Below are 20,763 nucleotides of genomic sequence, written 5' to 3'. Positions count from 1 at the left end.
TCGCGTAGGGAATGAGCCGACCCTGCCCACTCTAGGCAGCGATCCCCGCATGGGCGATCTTCGTCGAGGACGACGTGACCGCGCGGGATTCACCGGAGCATGCGGGTGACCACCTCCGTGGTCGAGGGCACCTCATGAGCCAGGAATCGGTAGTTGATGATCGCCGCTTCGTACCCGTCGCCCCGGTCCGGATGCCGCGGTCCGGCGGTCGCGTCCCTGACAACCGCGACTTCGAAGCCCTGCTCGAGAAATTCGCGCAGGTGGGATTCGACGCACAGGTTCGCCATCATGCCACCGAGGACGATCCTGGTGATTCCCCGCTTGCGGAGCTGCAGGACCAGGTCGTTGGTCTGCGGCCCGAACACCTTGTGCGGGCTGACGACGATCGTCTTGCCGTCTCCGATGTAGGGCTTGAAGCGATCGAGCCAGTCGGCGCCGGAGCCGGGGAAACCGGTCAGATCCAGCGGGCCGCTCCGGGCGAAGGTACGAGTCGCGAACTCATCTGCCTCCAAAGGCCCGTTGAACTTCCACCCGTGGTCGGTCGGGTAGAAGTAGTGGGGCGATACGAAAACGTCGTATCCCCGCTCCTTGGCGGCCTGAAAGATACGCTCCATATTCTCGACGGTGCCGTTTTCGGTGACGCTCGCACCGACTGCCGCCCAGCTCGTTCCATTTTCGCTCAACACGTCGTTCTGCGGATCGATGAACACCACCGCTGTATCGGATCGCTGAATTTCCATTTCGCCATGATCCTTTTACCGTTTTCCGACTCGCCCGGCAGGCCCGTCAGCAAGATCAGCCTTCATTCGCGTACCCCTTCGACCGGCCGACAACCGTCATGAACCCACCAGGGACGAGGGTCCTCCCCACATATCGGCGGGCTTCGGGGTGGGCGTAGCCCACATTGCAGCGGTCAGTCGTGAGGAAGAAGGTGACATCACGATCGGCTGGCGGGAGACGTGATGATTCTCAGGCGAATCGCTGCGGCCACGACTTTGGTCGCGGGCCTGCTGGTGTCGGCGTTACCGGCGGACGCCTCCGCTTCGGTGACGCTGGAGGCGAGCTACACGACCGCGCTGGAGAACGGCTGGGCGCTGGTGGAGCGGTACCGCGACAACTCCTCCGGGTTCCAGGCCGAGACCTATCCTCCCGACGGCCGGGGCGATCACACGGGTCAGACCAGGCGGTTGTTCGGCGACGTCGCCCGGCCGCATTCCTCCAGGTTCCTGCTCTACCACGCGCCCGGCTGGCAGAGCGGCTCCAAGGCCACCCCGGTGCTGCTGGTCCACGGCGCCAACCAGACGGCCGACCTGGCCTGGGCCAACCCCAACGCCCGCGGGGCCTACGGCTGCGGCCAGGCCAGCTGTCCCACGACGGGGCTCATGCAGTATCTGGACACGCGCGGCTACAAGGTCTTCGCGATCGGGTTCCCGCATGTCACGGGCGACGGCCACTACTGGGCCGAGCAGATAGGCGACGCGGTGGCCAGGATCAGGGCCAAGACCGGCGCGGCGCGGGTGGACGTGATCGGCTGGTCGAAGGGCGCCTTCAACGCGCGCATGTACGTCTCCTCGCTGCGGCAGTCGTGGGGTACGCCGTACGCGGGCGATGTTCGCAAGCTGCTGCTGGTGGGCGGGCCGAACAAGGGTTTCGACTGGGGCTACCGGCACGGCTGGACCCACGATTTCGCGATATTTCCCGAATGCGGGGGTACGTTGAACGCGCCCGCTCCGCACTCGAAGATGATCTGCTACGGCCTGTGGCGCAACCACCCCGAGCTGAGCTACGAGGGCAACGCCTACCCGGGCTCGGACGACATGCTCTACCGCTGGGACGACGTCTACCCGCTGCCCGCCACCGAGCAGGACTGGTACACCACCTACTACGGCGGCACCGGCTTCTACACCTACGGCCGCGGCATCCAGTGGGCCATCGACCGCGGCTCCCTGGTCAGCCCGCTGATCGCCGCCGGCACCCCGGCGAGCGTGGCCGTCTACCAGCTGTGCGGCAACTCCCCGGACATGGCACTGCTGCACAATGAGCACACCGGCCCGTCCGACGGCGCGGTCTTCGTCGCCAGCTGCACGGCCCCCGACGGCCTCACCACCCGAGCCGGTACGGCCACGCTCGGCCTCAACCACCTCAAACTCGGCTGGTCCACCACGGCGATGTCCCAGCTCGCCACCTGGCTCGGCTGATCCAAGGGCGTCAGGCCGGCATGTACGGGCTGCCGCTGGGACCCGGGAAAGGGTAGCGCCGACGGAAGTCGTACGCGGCCGCCTCCATGGTGGTCCAGGTGACGCCCTCATGAGCGCTGATGTACTCGACCAGGCGCTCGAGCACGAGCAGCATCTGAGGCCGCCCGGAGACGTCCGGATGGATGGTGAAGGCGAACACCCCGTAGTCCTGCTCCCGGTACACCCAGTCGAACTGGTCCTTCCACCACGATTCGACGTCGCGGGGATTCACCCAGCCGGCGCTGTTGGGAGACTTCTTGATGAACATCATCGGCGGCAGGTCGTCCATGTACCAGTTGGCGCCGATCTCGACCAGGTCGATGATCTCGCCACGCCGCAGCGGCTTCATCCAGGTGGCGGCCTCCCGGCCGTAGTCGATTTTCGTCCAGGAGTCACCGACCCGGGCGTAGAACGGCGTGAAGTCGTGGAGGCCCTGGCTGTGGTCGTAGGCGAAGCCGTACTTCTTCAGGAGCGAGGCGGTGTTGCCCGACATCTCCCACCAGGGCGCGACGTAACCGCGGGGGGCTCTGCCGCTGACCTGTTCGATGAGGTCGACACAGTGGGAGAGCACGTCCTCTTCCTGCTTGAGGGTCATGGAGACGGGGTTCTCGTGGGCGTAGCCGTGCGCGCCGATCTCGTGACCGGCGTCGACGATCATCCTGACCGAGTCCGGGAAGGTTTCGATGGAGTGGCCGGGGATGAACCAGGTCGCCGGCAGGTCGTACCTCTTGAAGAGGGTCAGGAGCCTTGGGGTGCCGATGTCCCCGGCGAACATGCCGCGCTGGATGTCCGAGGGCGAGTCCTCGCCGCCGTACGAGCCGAGCCATCCGGCGACGGCGTCGATGTCGACGCCGAAGACGCACTTGATGTCCTTGGGCATGGGTGATCCCCTTCCTCGACGGCGCCGCGGCGCCGCGCGACCGGATGCCGACGATCGCGGTGAGTGGGGGGATGCGCTGGCCGAGATACTCTCCTCGTCCGTCTCCTACCCACGGGCCCCAGGGGAAAGCGGAGCGGGCCCCGAAACGGTGCGTTTCAGGGCCCGTGGCGTCGAGAGCGGTCAGCGCAGGTAGTCCTGCCAGGGGCCGGTGACGGCCAGCGTGATGCCCGGAGTCTGGATGTTGACGAAGAGGACCTTGCCGTCCGGGGAGAACGTCGGGCCGGTGAACTCGGAGTACGTCGGGGAGCCGTTGCTGGTCCCGATGGCGAGCTGGTTGCGGGCGATCGCGTACGTGGGGCCGCCCGGGATGGAGCTGAGCACGTGCGAGGCGCGGACGCCGTCCTCGGCCAGGACGAGCGTGCCCCACGGCGTGACGGTGACGTTGTCGGGGCTGTCGAAGGTCATGTCGGCGAACGCAGGGGACGCGCCCTCGCCCTCGGCGAACGGGTTGTGCGGGAAGTACGTGACCAGCGTGATCGTCTCGTCCTTGTAGTCGTAGAACCAGACCATGCCGTCGTGCTTGGCCGCGTCGGCGGGCAGGTCGCCGGGGGCGAAGGCGAAGCTGTTGACGATGTAGCAGCCGTCGCCGTTGCTCCACACGCCCTCGAACTTCTTGCCCCGGGTGACCGTGCCGTCGGCGAACTGGGTGCGCACCGGCTTGGACGTCGCCTCCCGGTCCGGCACCGCGATCCACGTCACGTCGAACGGCTGCCCCAGCTGCGCGGAGGTGATGTAGGCGACATCCGGGACGATGGTGCCGTCACCCAGGCGGATCTGCATCGCCTCCAGCGTGCCCTCGGTGTCGCCGAGCTGGTCGGCGATGCCCTGCTCCAGGCGGCCGGCGCTCGAGGTCCACCGGTAGAACAACCCGTTCGGGGCGCTGGCGTCCTCGGAGAGGTACACGCGCCTTCTCTTCGGCTCGACGGCGAGGGCCTCGTGGTCGAAGCGGCCGAACGCCTTGATCGGCTTGGGCTGCTGGCTCGCCGAGTTGCTCTGGAAGACCTCGAAGACGTAGCCGTGGTTCTTCTCGTACCGGCCGGTACGGCCGCCGGCCGACCAGGTGGCGCCCGCGGTGATGAAGGTCTCCTCGCAGGTGAGCCAGGTGCCCCACGGGGTCACGCCGCCCGCGCAGTTGCGGACCGTGCCGGAGATGCCGACCCACTCGGCCGTGGGGGTGCCGTTGGGGTCCGTGGTGATCACGGTGCAGCCGCCCGCGTTCGGCGCGCCCGGGTCGTAGACCGTCCCGGGGACGTGCGGGACGCCGTACTGCGAGAGGTGCGGCGACATCTCGTGGTTCTGGATGATCGTCAGGCCGGCGTGCTTCATGGCCACGACGCCGGTCCCGTCGTGCCAGCCGGGCGTCTTCCCCTGGCCGAACGACATATCGGTCACACCCTCACGGGTGACGATCTTGTACGAGAAGCCCTCGGGGAGGGCGAGGATCCCGTTGGGGTCGTCCTTCAACGCCGGGAACGGACGTAACGGGCGTCCGCCCGATGCGCCGGCGCTGGCCGATGCCGGGGTCCCGGCGAGGCTCGGCAGCACGCCGGCGACGGACAGGCCGACGGCGGTGGTGGCGCTTCCGGTAAGGATTTGGCGGCGAGAGATGCTCATGCGTAACTCCTGCGACACGGCCAGAGACGGTGGTCCCCCGACCTTGAAGAGCCTTGGAGCCTCACCTGAACCTCAAGCCAACTCCCCGTTGCCGCCGAATGTTCATTGGACCAGCACCTCGCATTCGTCCTTGACGCGTCACGCGGGATGCCCCCACGTCCGACGCGAGACCGCCACGACCACGTAGTTGTCGCCGGTGCTGGCCACCTGGAAGTCCCACGCCTCCCCGGCGTTCCCGATCACGCAGTAGAGGAAGGGCCGGCCGGACCGCGGGATCCGCCGCGCGCAGGCGGCCGGGGTCTCCGACGCCTGGGCCAGCGCCGGGCGCTGATCGTGCAGCAGGGTCCACACGCCGAGGGTGTACGCCCCGAACGCGGGCACCGGCGTGACTCCGCCGAGGAGGGCGGACGCCTGGGTCGCGTCGCCGGCGTACGCGGCGTCGACGAGCATCTCGACCGCGTGCGCGGCCTGCAGTTCGTGGTGGTACGGCCCGCCGCTGTCGTACGCCATCGCGATGGGCAGCCGGACGAGGGGCACCTGCTCCCGCGCGCAGTCCGCGCCCTGGAACGGGCCCGGCCGTGCGGTGTAGCCGCCGCTGTAGTTGACCACCCGCAGGGTCAGGTCGCCCGGGTCGAGGGCGTAGTAGAAGGATGCCGTACGCACCCCGGACGGTTGCGCCGGATGGCTGATCGTCGTCATCAGCAGCCGCTTGGACCCGTCCGAGACGCAGCCGGTGTGATGTTCGCCGGTCGCCGGCGGGATCCGGAAGAGCCTGTCCTGGTTGTGGCCGTTGCCGTACCGGACCGCCTGGAGGGCGCCCGTGCGGGTGAGGCCCACCAGCATGGCCGAGCCGCCGATATCGACGCTGACCTCCTGGCGCGGCGAATCGTCCAGTCGCGTGACGGCAGCCGACATCCCGCCCGCGCCGGGCAGGGAAGGCGATCCGGGAGCCCAGGCGCGGATGCGGCCGTCCGACAGGTACGCGGCCCCGCCCACCGGTCCGCCGGAGGCGTTCCACAGGACCAGCCGGTCGGGGACGCGGTCACCGTCGAGATCGGCGTCCACGGGCAGCAGGCAGGCGGGCGGCCCGGGCGCGTACACGGGGGGAGCGGCATCGGGCGCGAGCGGGGTGCAGGTCCCGGCGGGAAGCGCCGACGCCTCCCGCCCCGTCATCCGGCTCGGCCACGAGACGTACGCCGGGTACGAGCCCGCCTGCCGCAGGCGGACGAGGCTGATGACCACTTCGAGGGTGTTGGCCGCGATACCCGCCACCATGAACGCCGCGTCGATGTATCCGAGGACGGGCAGCTTCCTGACGTACCCCATGGTCCGCTGCAGCCAGTCGATCGCGTCCGGGGCCTTGGACACCAAGGACGGCAGGAAGACGGCGACGAGGTCGGCCAGCAGTTTCGGGTCCGACAGGATCGTTCCCGCCACGTCCACGACGAAGCCCAGGTCGTCGCCCTGGCCGGGTGCCGGGGTGGCGACCTGCCCGGTGAGCCTGTCGAGCAGCGCCTGCTTCTCCGGGCTGTCGATCGAGGACAGGTCCAGGACGACGTCACGGTTGAGGACCATGCCGACGACCGGCAGGACGGCGTAGTTGAGAAAAGTCAGCGTACGGCTGTACGCCCTGGGCCTGCTGATGTCGAGTCCCGCCGGAACGCCGCTCTCATCGCCCCAGGCGACCGAGTAGTAGCGCGGGGAGCCTCGGAACTCGCCACCACCCGGGCGGATGATCTCGAACAGCTCGGCGACCGCGCTCTCGGTGAGCTCGTCAGGGTTCCGGCACGGCGCGAACGATATGCCGAACCAGCCGAGCACCGTACAGCCCACCGCCTTGACGCCGCTCACCACCAGCCGGCCGATGTCGGCGAGGACCGCCAGCACGATCTTTTCGAGATTGGGCACGGTGACGACTTCGCCGGGCACGGCGCCCAGCGGGGAGGCCGGGGATTTCCCGTTTTCGTAGAAGAACGCCACCGCCGGGCTCCGGTTGACGACCCGGTTGGTGACCCCGTCCGAGCAGACGGTGAACGGCGATGTCCCCGAAGGGTCGGCGGCGTCGAACCGCCACATCGGGAGGTCGCACGATTCCCTGTCCGGCTCCCTCGTGGTGATGGACGTCCGGGTCGCGGCGTCGAGCTTCAGGGCGCCGCCGCGCGGTTTCGGGCACGCGGTGATGTCTCCGCTCGCCGCCGGCCGCTCTCCGGAGTCGATCGCGGCCCTGATCTCCGCCATCCGTCCGTCCAGCGCGCAGATCAGTCTGGCCTGGGATCTGAGTTCGGCGGGAGGCGGCGTGCCGCCCGCGTCGGGATTCCCGGCGATGCGGGCGCACAGACGCTCGGCGTGGTCGAGCAGCACCACCGAGGTCGGCCCGCTCCGGGCCAGCGTGTCGAAGAAGCTCACCGACAGCGCGTCCGGCCTGGCCGTCCACGGCGTGAGCAGGGTCTGACCGATGCTGGCCGCGCCGCAGTCCGCGACGAAGCTCTGAGGGGTGAGCCCCGGTAGGGACCAGACCGGTACGGTCGCGAGCGGGCCACCGGACCGATTGAGGATCACCGCGAGGCCGCCCGTGTTCCGGGCGATGTCGATGTCCGCCCACGGATGCCCGGACGTCCCGGCGGCGGGTTCGGCGGACAGGTCCTGGACGACCCCGCCGACCATGACCTTGGCCGCGTGCTTGGTGGCCTCGCCGAGGTCGACGATCATCCTCCGGCGTTCGGTGGGAACCTCGCTCAGCCCGCCGGCCGAGGCGCCCGGACCCAGACCCATCACCAGGCCGTCGCCCGGGGAATTCCCGCCGCCTCCGCTCCACACCACGACGCCGGTTCCCGCGACGAGCGCGAGCCCGAGCACCACCCCGAGGACGCTTTTGGACCGGCGTCTCCGCTTCCGGCCTTTCGCGGGCAGGGACGCCGGGCGTGCGGTTTCCAGATCGACGGGAAGCGACGGTGCCGCCCGGCCGGAGGAGATCTGTGTCATGCGCCGTTCTCCCCACCCTGCGACGACTCATCACGCGTACGGGCCAATGGCGGAATTTGACAGGTCACGAATTCCCATTTCAGATTCCCCGACGGGTTTCCGAAATCCCGGTAGGTGCCCGGCCCTTTATTTTGGTCTCTGCGCCGGAGTCGAGGCAATGCCGGGTCTCTCGCGGAACCCGCTCTTTGTCGCCCTTTTCGCTTTTCACCGGCGGGCATTTCAAAAATGAGGGTCGATCAGTGGCGTCACCGCACTGGGCGGACCTGATCCGCGAGAGACTCCGCGGAGATCGGCCGGGTCGCCTCCACCGCCGCGAGCAGGGTCGTCTCCTCGGCGCCGTGGCTTTCGATCTCCACCAGCGCGCCGCCGCTGTGGGCGAACACCGCGACCCGACCCTCCCATCCGTGGCGAACCCACCGATCGCGTGAGGCAGGGCGGCAGGGCTCGCTCCCGGCCGCCCAGGAATCGGCGTAGTACGGCCTCGCGCACGCCCGCGCGGGGGTCGCGGCAGAGCTCCGTCGCAGGAGCACCTGAATGCCCAGCCGGCTCCCGCCCACGGTCTCCGCACCGACGCGGCGGTACTCCAGCATGATCACCGGCTCGCCCGCGCCACCGACGACCGGCGCCGCGGCCTCGTACAGCCTGTATCCGGGGAGGTGCGGCGCGACCAGGGGTACCCCCACCAGGGTGAATCCGCGGGCCAGGTGCCAGCGCGAAGCCGGCTCCGCCAAGGGAACGGCCAGCACGCAGACGGCGGCGAGCACGCCGAGCATCGCGATCCTGGACCACCACCGTCGCGTGGCGGCCACCAGCCAGGCCGCGACGGCGAATCCGGCCACCGCCGCCAGCAGGTGGACTCCGCCGAGCAGCCATCGCTGGAACCCGTAGTTGGTGGTCTCGGGCGTGACCCTCCACAGAGCCTCGCCCAGCGCCAGCGTGGCGATCCCGCCGGCGAACGCGACGAGGGGCCAGAGACGCAGCCGGACCTGACGTGCCGCCACCGCCCCGATCACGAAAGCCGCCACCGTCATCGGGAGGGTGTAGGGCCCCCGTGTGCCCGAATGCCCGTCCCACGGCGCGCTCACCGCCCACAGCACGGCCTGCACGACGCCGACCACGCCGCCGACCACGACGCCGACCACCACACCAGCCAGTGCACCCTTACCCGTCTCGGGCACGAAACCATAATCGCGAGCCCGTCCCACGATCGCCTCCGATCTCCGGCAAGCTCCGAAACCGGAGGCGCGGCGTCCAGGTCACGGTCCCGTGGCCGGGTGGTGGATCTTGTTGTGCCTATGATCCCTGGGAATGGGAGGTGGCGGATGGCGACAGGGAAACTGGGGCGGCAGCCGTACGAGAAGGAGCTCTTCCGGCTGCAGGGTGAGTTGGTCAAGCTGCAGGAGTGGGTGCGGGCCGAGGGTGTGCGTCTCGTCGTGCTCTTCGAAGGGCGTGACGCGGCCGGCAAGGGCAGCACGATCAAGCGGGTGGTCGAGTACCTGAATCCGCGGGTGACCAGGATCGTGGCGTTGCCGGCGCCGACCGAGCGGCAGCGCGGCCAGTGGTACTTCCAGCGGTACGTCGAGCAACTCCCGGCCGCCGGGGAGATCGTGCTGTTCGACCGCAGCTGGTACAACCGGGCGGGAGTGGAGCGGGTGATGGGGTTCTGTACCCAGGACGAGTACACCAGGTTCCTCCATCAGTGCCCGATCTTCGAGCGGTTGCTGGTCGAGGACGGCTTCCTGCTGCGCAAGTACTGGTTCTCCGTCAGCGACGCCGAGCAGGAGAAACGGTTCAGGGCGCGGCTGGAGGATCCGATGCGCAGCTGGAAGCTCTCGGCGATAGACCTGGAGTCGATCACCAGGTGGGAGGACTACTCGCGGGCCAAGGACCAGATGCTCGTCCACACCGACATCCCCGAGGCGCCCTGGCACGAGGTGGAGAGCGAGGACAAACGATCCGCGAGAATCAACATGATCTCCCACCTGCTCTCCTCGATCCCGTATCGGGAGGTACGGCGCGCTCCGCTGGAGATTCCCGAACGGCCCGCCGCCACGGGCTACCGTCGTCCGCCCCGCAGCCTTGAGAACTACGTTCCCGACGTCGCCGCCAGACTGCGGGACGCCTCTCACTGAAGTCGGTCGTGGGTCCTCGGATCCAAGCCGAGTCTCAGAGACTCACAAGACACGCTTGCCATCCTCTCCACAACCGATTCGAGGAGAGGATCTGATGAGGAGCATCAAGGCACTGTCATGCGCGGTCCTGGCGGCCGCGCTCGGACTGGGGCCGGCGTCGCCCGCGCAGGCGACCACCCGTGCGTACGCCGCGGATTCGCTGAAGTTGTACGACGACGCGTTCTACGAGGGCTACTGGAGGCTCTTCCCGCACACCAACCACTACTTCGACTACGAGGACAACGACGAGGCGAGTTCGGTCGAGAACAACACCCCGTCGGCCTGGGTGCTGTTCGACGACGTCGGCTTCAAAGATCGCCGCTTCTGTATCCGGCCAGGTGAGAAGGTGGTCCATCTGGGGGCGCCCGCCTACAAGTTCAACGACAAGGTCTCGTCGGTGCTGAGGCTGGGCAGCCCGAGCTGCGGGGATTACCCCACCTTCTTCTCAGGGGACTGAGCGGCCGCTGCCCGGATTCCGGGCCGAATCATGGGCTGTCGGGGGCGAGGACGATGTCGAAGCGGACCTTCGACCAGGTGCCGTCGAGTCGTCTCCCGTCGGGGGCCGGCGTGCCGGTCGGCTGCTGGTCGAAGCGCCGGACGAGTGACTCCTTGACGCCGAAGACGGCGTCGGAGCCGAGGAGCGCGTCCCCCTGGACGAAGATGTGGGTCACCAGGGTGCGGTAGCCCTCGTGGACGACCTTGAAGTGCAGATGCGAGGCCCGCATCGGGAATCGTCCCACCGCTTGGAGCATCGCGCCGACCGGCCCGTCGTGGGATCGGGTACGGCGTCGGCGTGATGCCCCAGAAACGGTATTCTCCGTCGTCGCCGGTGTAGAGGTGGCCGCGGGCGGCGGTCCGGTCGTCGCCGTACTGGACGTCGTAGTGGCCGTCCTCGTCGGCCTCCCATACCTCCAGGAGGACGCCGGGGAGTGGTCGGCCTTCCGTGTCGCGTACCGATCCTTCCACCCAGCACGGTTCGCCGGCCGCGCCGTTGGAGATGTCACCGCCGAGCGGGACCTCCGGTGAGCCCTCGACGAAGAACGGGCCGACGACGGTCGCTTCGGTGGCCTCGCCGTACGCCTCGTTGTTGACCGCGATGGTCTGCATCGAGGCGCCCAGGGTGTCGGAGAGCAGGATGAACTCCTGCCGTTTGCCGCTGGTGATGTGGCCGCAGCGGGTGAGGAAGTCGATCGCCTGGGCCCATTCCGCCTCGGTCAGGCGTACCTCGCGGATGTAGGCGTGCAGGTGGCGTACGAGTCCGGCCATGAGTTCCCGGAGCCGGGGGTCGGCGCACGCGTCGAAGGAGCGCACCACGCGCTCGGTCAGCTCCTCCTCGCGGGCCTGCTGCTGCGCGCTGATCTTCGCGGTGCTCATCGCGGTGGTCTTCCTTCCCAGGCCGCGCGGATCAGCGCGGTGACGTTGTCGTGAGTGACGAACCTCATGCGCTCATTTCTACTTCGGGGTCGTATCCGTAGATCCAGCCGTTCGCCACCAGCGGGTCCGCCTCGGTGAAGGACTTGTCGCGAGCCTCCTGGTCGGGCCCGTCCGGTAAATGGTTGATGTGGGAACGCCCGTGGCTCACCTCCTGCAAGCGGGTCGTCCGCGGCAGGCGCAGCTGCTCGTAGCGTCGCAGGGCGCGGGCCGGGTCGGTCACGTCCTCGGCCAGGCAGCCGGCCAGCACGGCAGCGTCTTCGATGGCCTGCGCGGCGCCCTGGCCGAAGAAGGGGAACATGGGGTGGGCGGCGTCGCCGAGGAGCGTGACGGTGCCACGACTCCACTGCCGTAGCGGGAGCCTGTCCAGCAGCGCCCAGCGTCCGGGGACCCCGGCGGCCCTGATCAGGGCCCGCAGGCGGGGATCCCACCCGTCGAACTCCGTGAGGAGCTCCTCGACGGTGGCGGTCGCCGTCCACGACTCGACCGAGTACTCGCCCGCGGGGGCGACCGCCACCAGGTTCACGAACGCGCCGGCCGAGATGGGGTAGTGCACCAGGTGGTGGTCCGGGCCGATCCACAGCGTCTGCGCCGGCCGCCGGGCGAACGACGGGGCCCGCTCGGCCGGGACCAGCGCCCTGAAGGCGGAGAGCCCGGAGACTCTCGCGGGCGCCGACCCGGCCAGCGACCGCCGTACGACGGAATGGACGCCGTCAGCCCCGATCAGGACGTCGGGCTCGACGCGTTCCCCGTCCTCGAAGAGCAGCACGGGGCGATCACCGTCGTGCCGGAGCTCGACAGCGCGCCTGCCCAGTCTGACCGTCCCGTCCGGTACGGCCGACTTGATGACGTCGAGCAGGTCCGCGCGGTGCGCCGTGTACGTCTGCTCGCCGTAGAGCCGGACGCATTCGGTGGTGAGGTTCTCGGCCGACAGGATCGTCCCGTCCTCCCATCGCCGGAACTCCCAGCCGACCTCCAGCTCCACGGCCCGGCGCAGGAAGACGTCGAGCACGCCCAGCCGCCGGAGCAGCCGGGCGGCGTTGGGGGCCACCACGAGGCCGGCGCCCAGCTCCTTCAGTTCCGACGCCTGTTCGTACACGGTGCACGGGAGGCCCGCGCGGTGCAGGAAGGCGGCGGTCGCGAGCCCGCCGATGCCACCGCCCAGGATCGCGATGTCGGGGGATCGCACTGATCGCACTGATCGCACTGCCGATGCGGCCATCTGCCTCGCACTCCGATTCGGGTCGTGAATCTGAACTACGCCATACTGCTGCGACAGGTGGGCAACGAGGTAGGCATGGTCATCCTAGGGTCCGCGCCGGATGAGCACCCCACGTGATGAACCTGTTATGAAGATCTACCTTTCGAAATACGCCGGTAACGCCCTAGCCTCGGGATAACGTTATCTCGACCGGTCCAAGCCGACTGGAAGAGGTCTTTTGCCTGCTCAGGCAGGGGCAGAAAGGCACCCCCATGAGGAACACGCGAGGCGTCCTGGCGGCCGCCGTCATGGCGACGGCGCTCACCAGCTCGCTGATCACGGCGATCCCCGCAACGGCCGCGGTCCCCACCGTCGACGACCAGTGGGCGGAGATCCAGCAGATCGTCGGCCCGATCAAGGGCCGCTGGACCACCCAGGGCTACGGAGGCTCGGTCAACAGCACCATGCCCGACACCGCCCTCCTCGGAAACGGCGACATCGGCGTAGCCTCCGGCGGCGGCGACGGTTACAAGACCTTCCACATCTCCAAGGGCGACTTCTGGACCCCCACGCCCAGCGCTTCGCTGCTCGCCCTCGGCTCCGTGACGATCACCCCCGACACCACCGTCACCGCCTCGAACCTCGCCCTGGGCGCGAACGCGACCTCATCCAGCAACCACGGCTCCTTCCCGCCCAACCGCGCGGTCAGCGGCGCCTGGGCCGCCGGCTACGAAGGCTGGGTCTCCAACGTCGGCAAGCCGCAGTGGCTCCGGCTGGACCTGGGCTCCGCGAAGACGTTCCGCCGCTACATCGTGCGCCACGACGCCGCGGCCCGCCCGGCCGAGACCGCCAACGTCACCAAGAACTGGACCCTCGAGGCCAGCACCGACGGCGCCGACTGGACCACGATCGACACCGTCACGGGCAACAGCGCGGCGACGACCGACCGTGCCCTCCCGAGCGTGACCGCGCGCTACCTGCGCATGAACATCACCGAGCCGACCCAGGGCACCACCTCCGACTCGCTCAACAACCCGCGCGCCCGCATCGGCGCCTTCGAGCTGTACGACGTCGAGGGCCCCACCGCGCCGACCGGCCCGTTCCTGGAGGAGCAGAACATCCTCAAGGGCGACATCGACACCACCATGGTGATCAACGGCGCCCCGGTCACGATGAAGACCTTCACCGGCGCCGACAGCAACCTGGTGGTCACCTCGATCACCTCGCAGGGCACCGCGCCGGTCCGGCTGCGCGCCCAGACCGCCGTCGGCGCGGCGGGCGGCGGCCGCAACCTGCCCGCCACCTCGGGCGTGTCCGGCGACACCCAGTGGGCCACCCGGTCGACCTCCCCGGGCGGCGCCTGGGTCTCCCGGGCCTCGGTGGCGACCCGCGTCATCGGCGGCACCCAGATCGGCGCGCCCTCGGGCGGGCGCATCACCTTCGAGCTGGCCCCCGGCGAGACCGTCGACATCGTGACGGCCGTCGCCGGAGGCGGCGCCGACACGCCCGACCCCGGACCCGCCGCGGTCGACCTGGCGAAGGCGCAGACCGCCGCGTCGGTGGACGCCCTCTACGGCGAGCACCTCGACTGGTGGAAGAACTACTGGCTGCGCTCGTACGTCGACCTCGACGACGACGTGCTGGAGAAGTTCTACTACGGCTCGCTCTACTTCCTGGGCTCCTCGCTCCGCGAAGGCAAGACCGCCTCCGGCTTGTACGGCATCTGGGCCACCTCCGACAACCCCTCCTGGGGTGGCGACATGCACATGAACTACAACTGGCAGGCCAACTACTACGGCGTCTACAGCAGCAACCGGCCCGAGCTGGCGCTGCCGTACTTCGACCTGGTGACCGACTTCCTGCCCGCGGCGCGCACCCGGGCCCGGACGGACCTGCGCCGCGTCAAGGCCGACTACGTGGACAGCCGCTTCCCGTCCGGCGGCATGCCTTCGGGCGTGCTGTTCCCCGTGGGCATCGCGCCCTTCGGCGCGACCGCCGACAACAACTACCACCAGCAGGTGGGGAACTCGCTGTTCGCGGTGTCGCAGTACATCTCGTACTGGCAGTACACGCGGGACGAGCAGTGGCTCCGCGAGACCGGCTACCCGTTCATGAAGGAGGTCGCCGCCTTCTTCGAGAACTGGCTGGAGCGCGACGAGACCACCGGCCAGTACTCCTTCTTCGGCGGCCCGCACGAAGGCACCTGGGGCAAGAACTCCAGCCCCGACCTGGGCATGCTGAAGTCGCTGCTGACCACCCTGGAGGAGGCCGGCACCCGCCTCGGCGTCGACTCCGACCGCCGCTGGGTGTGGGGCAAGATCCTGCGCAACCTCCCGCCGTCGCCCACCACCGTCCACAACGGCAAGACCGTGTACGCCCTGGGCGAGCCGGGCACCCTCATCGGCCTGCCGGCCATCCGCCCCGGCGACAACACCGTCAACCTGGAGTTCATCCACCCGGGTGAGCGGATCGGCATCGGCTCGCCGGAGCTGGAGCGGCAGACCGCGATCGACACCCTCACCGCGATGAACTCGTGGGGCCAGGACAACAGCTTCCCGAAGGTGTTCACCCAGGCCGCCCGGGTCGGCTACCCGGCCCAGAGCCTGATCGACCGCCTCAAGCAGCAGATCAACACCAAGTCGGCGGCCAACCTGCGCATCGTCGACGGCTTCCACGGCCTGGAGAAGGCCGGCGCGATCGAAGCCCTGAACAACATGCTGCTGCAGAGCTGGGACGGCCTGGTCCAGGTCTTCCCGGTCTGGCCCGCGGGCAAGAGCGGCGCCTTCCACAACCTGCGCGAGAAGGGCGGCCTGGTCGTCAGCGCCAAGCGCACCGGCGACGCGGTGGAGTACATCACCGTGACGAGCGAGCAGGGCGGCAAGTTCGAGATCAAGAACCCGTGGACGGGGACCAAGGTCGACGTCTCGGTGAGCGACGGAACCGCGAGCGACATCGGCGCCGGAAAGTCGACGCTCCGCATCGTGGCCGCCAAGGGCGCGACCTACACCTTCACCCCCGCCCAGTAACAAATCACCGACGAAGGCCCGGCACCGACCGCCGGGCCTTCGTCATTCGTCGGCACCCGTACGGCCCGCACTCGTGAAACTGCGGAGAAACCGGTGGCTCCTAGCGTACGAGCGAAGATCTTGCCCGATTCGAGAGGAGCAACACATGTCGTTACGGCTCAAACGGTTCCTGTCCGCGGGGGTCGCGGCCGGTCTGGCCGTGCTGACGATGGCCGGTCCGGCGCGTGCCGACGACTTCGTCCCGGGCGGGACCGAGCCTGACGGACCCTACGTTCAGCCGGTGGACGCCGCTGTGCCCAAGCGAGGCTGCGCCACCACGCTGGCCGACCCCAAGAACGCCGCTGGCAGCATCCCGGCGGTGCAGGTGATCTACGCCTGGCACGAGGGCAACGGGAACCACTACGAGGCCTACGCCGAGCGGATCGCCAAGATCGTCGATCGGATGGACTGGCTGCTCGACGAGACCACCAACTACGACCACCACCTCAACATCAGCTGCCGGACCGGCCACGACACCAGCACGTACGCGGGGTACGCGCGCGCGATGGTGATCCCCGAGAAGATCGAGGACGCCGTCATCGACGGCGAGACCGACCCGTTCGTCATCGCCGACGACCTGACCGCCGCCGGGTATGACAACGCCGGTCGCAAGTACCTGGTGTTCGAGGACTTCGACGGGACGGCGACGGCCCACTGCGACGGCGTCTGCGTGGCGACCACCGACGTGGACTGGGACAGCGGCACCATGATGCACGAGCTGATCCACACCTACGACGTGGATCACGCCAAGGTCAGTGAGGTGCCGGGCAGCTTCTCGTCCCAGGACGTCATGATCAGCCAGTACAACGACTGGCAGATCGACCAGGAGTTCAACACCTACTACGACCCCAGCGAGCCCTCGGCGCTGTTCTACACCTCCAACGACCCGAATGACAGCCGCAAGGTCAACATCGCCAACGCGCCGGAGTTCACCACGCCCGTCTGCTGTGACGTGGGCTACAGCAACGACCTGCTGACCGCCCAGGAACGCACTGTCGAGGCCGACGCGCCGTTCGGATTCCCGTCCGGCTTCACGGTCTCCGGCGGCGGCTGGATGCAGGTCACCCCGCCCGGACCGAACTTCCAGACCTCGGCCCGGTGGTACGACGGCCGCCGGTCGCTCACCATGAACGTCCAGGCGCACGCCGAGGGGAGCGTCTCGGTCACCCGCAGGCCGGCGGTGACCGCCGGGCAGCCGTACAAGTTCTTCGCCCGGTTGACCACCAACACGGCCGGCAACGTCAAGCTCCGGATGGCCTGGTACAACGCGTCGAACACGCTCATCTCCACCACCGACAGCTCCACCTTCGCGCTGACGTCGGCCTGGCAGGAGTATTCCGTCTCCGGGACCGCGCCGGCCGGGACGGCCGGCGTGCGGCTCTCCGTCGTGAGCCCCGCGGGACAGAACTTCGCCTACCTGCTGGACAGCCTCCAGCTCAACCACTGCAACAACGGCCGCACGGCCAGCGGCTGCCGCAACGACGGATGATCCGCGGCCTGCCGACCCCGACCGACTAGAAGCAGCGATCCGCCGCGCCGTGCGGCGGATCGCTGTTGTGCGCCTGCGCTCGACGAAGGGCGTACGCGTTCGTCGGGGAGACGGACGGCGTGCGTAGACGGTAATCCATGTCCCCGTGACCTGGTGGAAGTGGTGAAACCGCTGTGAAACCGGGCGTTCCTACCGTGGCTGTCGATCATCGACGCCGTGGTCAGGAGCGGTGTCCAGTCGCCTGTGAGGTGCAGGGTGTTCCTCCATGCCCGGTTTCATGATGAGCGTGTTCCACGCCGGCGTTCCGGCGGCGTGCTGACCGTCTGCGCACTGCTGGCGGCGTTCCTCGTCGGGGCGCCGCAGCCGGCCACGGCCGACGATCCCGGACCACCCCCGCCGGTGGTGTACGAAACAGACCAGGCGCTCCAGGTGGCCCAGCAGACCGGGCAGACCGTGGAGATCGCCTCCGCGCGGACCGAGACGTCCCAGGTGTTCGCGCAGCCGGACGGCACCCAGCGGCTGGTCGTCGCGGCCCGTCCGGTACGGGTGCTCCAGGGCTCGCAGTGGGTCGACGCCCAGCCGAAGCTGGTCCGGCGCGCGGACGGCACTATCGGCCCGGTCGCCAGCACCCTGGACATGACCTTCTCCGGCGGGGGGACCGGCTATCTCGTCCGGGTGGACAGGGAGGGGGTCACCCTCACCTACACCTGGCCGACGCCGCTGCCCGCGCCCGTCCTCGCGGGCACCGCCGCCACGTACGCCGAGGTGATCCCCGGCGTCGACCTCGTGCTCAACGCCGACGTCGAAGGGTTCTCCGAGGTGCTCGTGGTGAAGACGGCCGAAGCCGCCGCCCGGCCGGAACTGGCCGAGCTGCGGATCGCCGTACACGTCAGCGGGGGAACGCTGCGGCGGGACGCCGGCGGCAACCTGACGCTGATCGCGGACGACGGCACGGTGGCGCTGCACGGGGCCGCGCCGCGGATGTGGGACTCCTCCGGGGACGCGCTGGAGGACGGCGACCGGCGCACCGGCCCGCGCACCGGGGACGCCGTCGGCGAGATCGCCACCAGCCTGGACGGCGGCGTCCTCACACTCGCCCCGGACCTGGGGTTCCTGCGCGATCCGGACCTGACCTTCCCGGTCTACATCGACCCGCCGATGCACGGCGCGGCCCGGCTGGCCTTCACGTACGTGTCCAAGCACTTCGCCGGCACGAAGTTCTTCAACACCAGCGACGTGGCCAAGGTCGGGTACGTCAACGACCCGAACGTGCCCTCCGGGCCCACCATCGACACCTACCGGTCCTTCTTCCGGATGAACACCGCCCCGGTAAACGGCAAGCACATCATCAGCGCCGTCTTCCGCACCTTCGAGGTGCACTCCTGGTCGTGCAACGCCAGACCGGTGGAGCTGTGGACCACGGGCGCCATCGGCACCGGCACGACCTGGAACGCGCAGCCGGGCTGGTCCTCGAAGATCTCCACGGTGAACGTGGCCAAGGGGTACAACTCCAACTGCGCCGACGGCGGCGTCGACTTCCCGGCGACGTCCGCGGTGGTCACGGCGGCGAGCCGGGGCTGGCCGAACCTCACCCTGGGCCTGCGCGCGAGCAACGAGTCCGACACGTTCGGCTGGAAGAAGTTCCGCAACAACCCCACCCTGGAGATCACCTACAACTCCACGCCGAACGTGCCCGACCAGCGGTCGGCCGACATCGGCGCGAGCGTCGGCGTGCCGTGCGCGGCCGGCGCCGCCGCGCCGTACGTCACCACGACCACGCCGACCCTGCGGGCCAGGGTGCAGGACCCGGACGCGGCCAAGGGGCAGAACGTGCGCGCCCACTTCGAATGGTGGGCGACCGGCGGGAGCAAGGCAGGCGAGAACTTCACCGCCTACGTCAAGTCGGGCACACCGGTGACCGCCGCGATACCGTCCGGGGCGTTCGCCGACGGGGCGAGGATCTCCTGGCGGGTGCGCGGGCAGGACGGGGTCGCCACGAGCGGGAACAGCGACTGGTCGCCGTGGTGCGAGCTGATCGTCGACCGCACCAGACCGTCGGGCGCGCCCGTCGTCACCTCCGCCGACTACCCGGAGACGCCCGAAGGCGGCGATCCGGTGCCGTCCGGCGGCATCGGCAGGATGGGCACGTTCACGCTCCGGCCCGCGACGGCGGACGCCGACATCGGCGGCTTCCTGTACGCGCTGAACGACGACGCCCCCGGCGCGGCCGCCACGGCGGCGATCTCCGGCGGCCAGGCGACCGTCAGGCTGACCCCGTCCCGCGACCTGCTCAACGTCCTCTACGTGTGGAGCCGGGACCGGGCCGGCAACATCGGCCCGTTCAAGCGGTACGAGTTCAGTGTGCGGGCAGGCGCGGGACCGGTGGCCAGGTGGACGCTGGACGAGGGCGCCGGCACCGCCGTGGCGGACTCCTCCGGCGGCAACGGCGGCACGCTCACCGGCGGCGCCACCTGGACGTCCGGGCGGGACGGCAGGGCGGTCCGGCTGAACGGCACGGACGGCAGGATCGAGCTGGCGCGGACCACCCCGCTCGTCGCCACCGAGCTCAACTACAGCGTGGCCGCCTGGGTGCGGCTGACCGACAAGTCCGACTACCGGACGATCCTCAGCCAGGACGGCAACACGCGCAGCGGCTTCTACCTCCAGTACAGCCTCTCCACCGACCGGTGGGCGATGGTGGTCACCTCGGCCGACTCGCCGTCGGTGACGTACAACATGGCCAAATCCGACGCGCCGCCGCAGCTCGGCGTGTGGACGCACCTGGCGGCCACCTTCGACGCCGCGACCGGCCTCATCCGGCTCTACGTCAACGGGCGCCCGCAGGCGGCCACCGCCGTGCAGGCCACGCCCTGGCACGCGGGCGGCCGGTTCGCCATCGGGCGGGCGCTCGGCCTCACCAACCCGTGGGCGGGTGACGTGGACGAGGTCCGGGCGTACGACCGGGTGATCTACGCGCCCGAGGTGGCCGCGCTCGCCACCCGGCCGCCGGTCCTGGAGGGTCACTGGAAGTTCGACGAGACCTCCGGCACCACCGTGGCCGACTCCTCCGGCCGTGGCCGCACCGGCACGGCGACCGGCATGACCTGGGACGAAGGATGGGTCGGCGGGGCCGGGAGCTTCACCGGCACCGGGCACGTCAGCACGGCGGGACCGGCCATCCGGACCGACCAGAGCTTCACGGTCGCCGCCTGGCTGCGGCTGGACGCCAAGGGCGACTACCGCACCGCCGTGAGCCAGGACGGCGTCAACCGCAGCGGCTTCTACTTCCAGTACAACAAGACCGTCGACCGCTGGGCCATCTACCTCACCCAGTCCGACGCGGCGGGCGCGCCCCTGGACGGAGCCCTGTCGTCCGAACCGCCAACGCTCGGCGAGTGGACGCACCTGGCCGCCACCTACGACTACGCCACCGGGAAACTCCAGCTCTACGTGAACGGGAACCCCGAGGGCTCGGGGAGCCACCTCACCACCTGGAACGCCGGAGGCCGCCTGGCCATCGGCCGCGCCCTGGGCGCGACCAACCTCTGGCACGGCCTCATCGACGACGTACGCGTCTACACCGGCGTGCTCTCCGAAGACGAGATCTTCGACCTCGCCCTGCAGTGATCCCCT

The 20,763-nt window shown here is 69.4% G+C and carries 13 protein-coding genes and 1 pseudogene; 7 read left to right on the top strand and 7 right to left on the bottom strand.

Annotated elements, in window-relative coordinates:
* Positions 1-89: 89 nt before the first annotated feature.
* Positions 90-740, bottom strand: coding sequence for a cysteine hydrolase family protein (locus Aph01nite_RS05470; RefSeq protein ID WP_204039633.1), 651 nt, complete (start codon positions 738-740; stop codon positions 90-92).
* Between the two features lie 222 nt (positions 741-962).
* Between Aph01nite_RS05470 and Aph01nite_RS05465 the strand changes: the two genes are divergently transcribed.
* Complete coding sequence (locus Aph01nite_RS05465; protein ID WP_204039632.1) at positions 963-2,198, top strand: esterase/lipase family protein; 1,236 nt, start codon at positions 963-965, stop codon at positions 2,196-2,198.
* 10 nt (positions 2,199-2,208) lie between these two features.
* Here the strand turns inward: Aph01nite_RS05465 and Aph01nite_RS05460 are convergent, their stop codons facing one another.
* The 4 genes from Aph01nite_RS05460 to Aph01nite_RS05445 all read right to left on the bottom strand — a co-directional run bounded on the left by Aph01nite_RS05460 (position 2,209) and on the right by Aph01nite_RS05445 (position 8,951).
* Positions 2,209-3,117, bottom strand: coding sequence for a polysaccharide deacetylase family protein (locus tag Aph01nite_RS05460; RefSeq protein ID WP_204039631.1), 909 nt, complete (start codon positions 3,115-3,117; stop codon positions 2,209-2,211).
* A 180-nt stretch (positions 3,118-3,297) separates the two neighbouring features.
* Positions 3,298-4,791: an alkaline phosphatase PhoX gene (locus Aph01nite_RS05455; protein WP_204039630.1), complete on the bottom strand. Its 1,494-nt coding sequence runs from the start codon at positions 4,789-4,791 to the stop codon at positions 3,298-3,300.
* A gap of 138 nt (positions 4,792-4,929) precedes the next feature.
* Entirely contained in the window at positions 4,930-7,773 is a 2,844-nt protein-coding gene (locus Aph01nite_RS05450) for a hypothetical protein (RefSeq protein ID WP_204039629.1), read from the bottom strand.
* Positions 7,774-8,018: 245 nt separating this feature from the next.
* On the bottom strand, positions 8,019-8,951 hold the full coding sequence (locus tag Aph01nite_RS05445) for a hypothetical protein (protein ID WP_204039628.1): 933 nt from the start codon (positions 8,949-8,951) through the stop codon (positions 8,019-8,021).
* A 144-nt stretch (positions 8,952-9,095) separates the two neighbouring features.
* On the opposite strand from Aph01nite_RS05445, the gene ppk2 reads away from it, so the two are divergent.
* Complete coding sequence (ppk2, locus tag Aph01nite_RS05440; protein ID WP_239161410.1) at positions 9,096-9,905, top strand: polyphosphate kinase 2; 810 nt, start codon at positions 9,096-9,098, stop codon at positions 9,903-9,905.
* Positions 9,906-9,999: 94 nt separating this feature from the next.
* On the top strand, positions 10,000-10,401 hold the full coding sequence (locus tag Aph01nite_RS05435) for a hypothetical protein (protein ID WP_204039626.1): 402 nt from the start codon (positions 10,000-10,002) through the stop codon (positions 10,399-10,401).
* A 28-nt stretch (positions 10,402-10,429) separates the two neighbouring features.
* On the opposite strand, the pseudogene Aph01nite_RS05430 reads toward Aph01nite_RS05435, so the two are convergent.
* Positions 10,430-11,210: pseudogene (locus Aph01nite_RS05430) on the bottom strand (hydroxyquinol 1,2-dioxygenase).
* On the opposite strand from Aph01nite_RS05430, the gene Aph01nite_RS41155 reads away from it, so the two are divergent.
* On the top strand, positions 11,209-11,361 hold the full coding sequence (locus tag Aph01nite_RS41155; RefSeq protein WP_239161416.1) for a hypothetical protein: 153 nt from the start codon (positions 11,209-11,211) through the stop codon (positions 11,359-11,361). The pseudogene Aph01nite_RS05430 and the gene Aph01nite_RS41155 overlap by 2 nt on opposite strands.
* 21 nt (positions 11,362-11,382) lie before the next feature.
* Here the strand turns inward: Aph01nite_RS41155 and Aph01nite_RS05425 are convergent, their stop codons facing one another.
* Positions 11,383-12,573: an FAD-dependent monooxygenase gene (locus Aph01nite_RS05425; protein ID WP_239161409.1), complete on the bottom strand. Its 1,191-nt coding sequence runs from the start codon at positions 12,571-12,573 to the stop codon at positions 11,383-11,385.
* Between the two features lie 275 nt (positions 12,574-12,848).
* Between Aph01nite_RS05425 and Aph01nite_RS05420 the strand changes: the two genes are divergently transcribed.
* The 3 genes from Aph01nite_RS05420 to Aph01nite_RS05410 all read left to right on the top strand — a co-directional run bounded on the left by Aph01nite_RS05420 (position 12,849) and on the right by Aph01nite_RS05410 (position 20,757).
* On the top strand, positions 12,849-15,602 hold the full coding sequence (locus tag Aph01nite_RS05420; protein ID WP_204039624.1) for a glycosyl hydrolase family 95 catalytic domain-containing protein: 2,754 nt from the start codon (positions 12,849-12,851) through the stop codon (positions 15,600-15,602).
* 145 nt (positions 15,603-15,747) lie between these two features.
* On the top strand, positions 15,748-17,130 hold the full coding sequence (locus Aph01nite_RS05415; protein ID WP_204039623.1) for a hypothetical protein: 1,383 nt from the start codon (positions 15,748-15,750) through the stop codon (positions 17,128-17,130).
* A gap of 255 nt (positions 17,131-17,385) precedes the next feature.
* Positions 17,386-20,757 carry a LamG-like jellyroll fold domain-containing protein gene (locus tag Aph01nite_RS05410; RefSeq protein ID WP_204039622.1) on the top strand — a complete coding sequence of 1,124 codons (3,372 nt, stop codon included), beginning with the start codon at positions 17,386-17,388 and terminating at the stop codon, positions 20,755-20,757.
* Positions 20,758-20,763 lie beyond the last annotated feature (6 nt).

Source organism: Acrocarpospora phusangensis, from assembly GCF_016862995.1.
In the GTDB taxonomy this organism is placed as follows: Bacteria; Actinomycetota; Actinomycetes; order Streptosporangiales; family Streptosporangiaceae; genus Acrocarpospora; species Acrocarpospora phusangensis.
Note: the sequence above shows the minus strand (reverse complement) of the source record. Positions and strands in the feature narration are given on the sequence as shown.